The organism is Kribbella sp., assembly GCF_035655035.1.
Classification (GTDB): Bacteria; Actinomycetota; Actinomycetes; order Propionibacteriales; family Kribbellaceae; genus Kribbella.
Genome location: NZ_DASRVN010000179.1, coordinates 1 through 3,462, shown reverse-complemented (window position 1 = coordinate 3,462; position 3,462 = coordinate 1). Strand labels below are relative to the sequence as shown.

Genomic DNA, 3,462 nt, shown 5'->3' with positions numbered 1-3,462 from the left:
CCCGTACCCGCTCCCCACCCGCCCGGGTAACCCGAGCACCAGCGCAAGGTTGATACAAGCCGTCACCGTGTCAGTGCCCTTGCTGTGCTGCTCCGCTCCCCGCCCGGTGAGGATGTACGCACCCGCGCCACCGTGCACCGGAGCAGCCGCCGCGAGTACGCGGGCCACACGCCGGATGGTCGCAGCCGGTACGCCGGTCACCCGCTCAGCACGCTCCGGCCACCATGACGCAGTCGAACGGATCAACAAGTCAGGATTGTCGACCCGTTCGGCCAGGAAAGCGGTGTCTGCAAGGCTTTCCTGGAGTACGACGTGGGTCAGGGCAAGCAGCAGAGCCAAGTCCGTACCGGGCGTCGGCTGCAGGTGGATCCCGGCACCGTCGGACGTCAGTCCCGCGGTGGCCGAGCGGCGCGGGTCGACGACCAGGAGTCCACCCGCGTCCCGTGCGCCCTGCAGATGGGCGACCGCCGGCGGCATCGTGTCCGCGAGATTGCTGCCGACCAGCAGGACCGCGCCCGCGCCGCCGAGATCCGCCAGCGGAAAGGGCAGTCCGCGGTCGATCCCGAACGCCCGATTCGTCGCGGCGGCCGCGGACGACATGCAGAACCGCCCGTTGTAGTCCACGTTCGCCGTCCGCAGCGCGACCCTTGCGAACTTCCCCAGCGCATACACTTTCTCGTTGGTCAGCCCACCGCCGCCGAACACCGCCACCGCGTCACGACCGTGTGCGGCCTGCAACGCCTGGATCCGCGACGCGACGAAGTCCAGCGCGATGTCCCAGCTGGTCTCCTCCAGTTCGCCCGCGACGTTGCGGACGAGCGGCACGGTGAGCCGGTCCGGCACCGTGAGTACGTCAGGAGCCGTCCAGCCCTTCCGGCACAACCCACCCCGGTTGGTCGGAAACTCCCGCGGTCGCACCTCGACGGACCCCGCGACCGGGTGCAGCGTGGTGGCGCACTGCAGAGCGCAGTACGGGCAATGCGTCGGGACTCCTGTCATACGCGTTCCTGGCTGAGCGGGCCGCCCTTGCGCAGGTAGCAGAAGTACGTCACGACGAGGCACAGCACGTAGAACCCGCAGAACACGTACAGCGCCGGGATCAGCGAGCCGAAGTGACCGGTCGACATCGCGAACCCGCGCGGCACCAGGAAACCGCCGTACGCACCGACCGCCGACGCGATCCCGATACAGGCCGCCGCCTCGCGCCGCGCCCGGCCCGGGTCGTCCGGGGTGGTGAGCCGGAACACCGCCGGGATCATCCGGTACGTCGACCCGTTGGCGATCCCGCTGGCCACGAACAGCACCAGGAAACTCCCGAGGAACGCCGGGAAACTCGCCGCCTTCAGGGACACGATGGCGGAAACAATTCCGAGCCCCATCACCACGAACGAGCAGACCGTCACCCACGCGCCGCCGATCCGGTCGGCCAGCTTGCCGCCGAACGGCCGCGCGACCGACCCGACCAGCGCGCCCAGGAACGCGTAGTGCGCCGGCGTGACGCCCGGGAACGTGGTCTTGATCAGCAGCGGGAACGCCGCCCCGAACCCGATGAACGACCCGAACGTCCCGATGTAGAGGAACGAGATCACCCACGTGTGCGGCCGTTTCGCCGCGGCGATCGAGGTCCGGAACGACGAGTTCGCCACCGACAGGTTGGCCATCGCCTTCCACGCCCAGACCGCGGCCAGCACGATCAGCGGCAGCCACATCAGGCCGGACCGGTTCAGCGTCAGCCCCGCCCCGGCGACGATCACGATCGGCACCAGCAGCTGGACGACCGCGACCCCGAGGTTCCCGCCGGCCGCGTTCACGCCGAGCGCGAAACCCTTTTCCTTCTCCGGGTAGAAGAACGAGATGTTCGTCATGCTGCTGGCGAAGTTTCCGCCGCCGACACCGGCGGTCGCCGCCACCAGCGCCATCAGCCAGAACGGCGTACCCGGCTGGGTCATGAAGTACGACAGCCCCGCGGTCGGGATCAGCAGCAGCAGCGCGGAAAACGTCGTCCAGTTCCGCCCGCCGAACCGCGGTACGGCGAACGTGTACGGCAACCGCAGCGTCGCGCCGACCAGACTCGGCAGCGCGACCAGCCAGAACAGCTGGTCCGTGCTGTACGTGAAACCGGCCTTCGGCATCGACACCACGACGATGCTCCACAGCTGCCACACCGAGAAACCGAGGAACTCGGCGAAGATCGAGGGCCACAGGTTCCGGCGGGCGACCGCGCGGCCCTTCCCGGCCCAGAACGTGGCGTCCTCGGGATCCCAGACGTCGATCCAGCGCCCGCGCCGGGGCGCCTCGACCGTGCCCACCGCGCCAGCCACGGTATGGCCCTCGCGGGTGGCGACGGCGGCCTGTCCTGCCTCGAGCGTCATCGCAAGTCTCCGATCATCCGACGTCACTGATTAGGCCTGGACGTTATGACCGGGGTGTTTCCGCGTAGTCATCTTGTTGTTACGCCGCCGAAACGGCTCCCGCACACCCACCACCGCGGGCTGAGAGATCCCAGGTACTGTCCGTCAGGTGAACCGGTGGATGTGGAGGGCGGGGATCGCCGCCGTACTGATCGTCTGGCTCGTCCTGGGCGCCGTCGGCGGGCCCGCCGTCGGCAAGCTCAGCGAGGTCCAGCAGAACGACAACGCCAACTTCCTCCCGAAGAAGGCCGAGTCGACCCTGGTCGCCGACGCGGCGGCCAAGTTCACCGACTCCAAGGCGCTGCCGTACTTCGTCCTGATCGAGCGGGACGCCCCGCTCACCCCCGCCGACCGGGCCGCCGTACAGGCGTTCGCGGCGAAGATCCCGGCGCTCGACCTCGGGAGCGGCAAGAAGCTCAGCGACTACCTGGTCGCCCCGGTCGGAACCGCGCGACCGTCCGACGACCACAAGGCGCTGCTGCTCACCGTGCAGGTGGACGGCAACCGCGCCGACGAGGTCGTCGGCCAGGGCGACACCGTGCTGTATGCCGTGGCGAAGGCCTTGCGCGCGGACATCAAGGACACGCTCACGCCTACCGGCCTGCAGGTGTACGTCACCGGTCCGGGCGGGGTGTTCGCGGACTTCGTGGTCGCGTTCAGCGGGATCGACGGGATCCTGCTCGGCGTCGCGCTCGCGGTCGTGTTCGTGATCCTGCTGATCGTGTACCGGAGCCCGATCCTGCCGATCGCGGTACTGCTGACCGCCGTCTTCGGGCTCGCCCTGGCCGCCTCGGTCGTGTACCCGCTCGCGAAGCACGGCGTACTGCAACTGAACGGGCAGAGTCAGGGCATCCTGTTCATCCTGGTCGTCGGCGCCTCGACCGACTACGCGCTGCTGCTCGTCTCCCGTTACAAAGAGGAACTGCACGACTACGAGAGCAAGTACAAGGCGATGCGGGTCGCGTGGCGCGCCGCGGTCGAGCCGATCGCGGCCAGCGCGGCGACCGTCATCCTCGGGCTGCTCTGCCTGCTGCTCTCCCGGCTCGGGAGT

3 protein-coding genes are annotated in these 3,462 nt (G+C 69.0%); 1 reads left to right on the top strand and 2 read right to left on the bottom strand.

Annotation, left to right across the window (positions count from 1 at the left end; translation table 11 throughout):
• On the bottom strand, nucleotides 1-999 hold a 999-nt coding region (locus VFF46_RS10670; RefSeq protein ID WP_325036914.1), incomplete at its 3' end, for a molybdopterin oxidoreductase family protein.
• A complete protein-coding gene (locus VFF46_RS10665; RefSeq protein WP_325036913.1) occupies nucleotides 996-2,372 on the bottom strand; it encodes an MFS transporter in 1,377 nt (458 codons plus the stop codon). The genes VFF46_RS10665 and VFF46_RS10670, both read right to left, overlap by 4 nt.
• Before the next feature lie 148 nt (nucleotides 2,373-2,520).
• On the opposite strand from VFF46_RS10665, the gene VFF46_RS10660 reads away from it, so the two are divergent.
• Nucleotides 2,521-3,462 (top strand): efflux RND transporter permease subunit (locus VFF46_RS10660; RefSeq protein ID WP_325036912.1); only part of this gene is annotated, 942 nt, incomplete at its 3' end.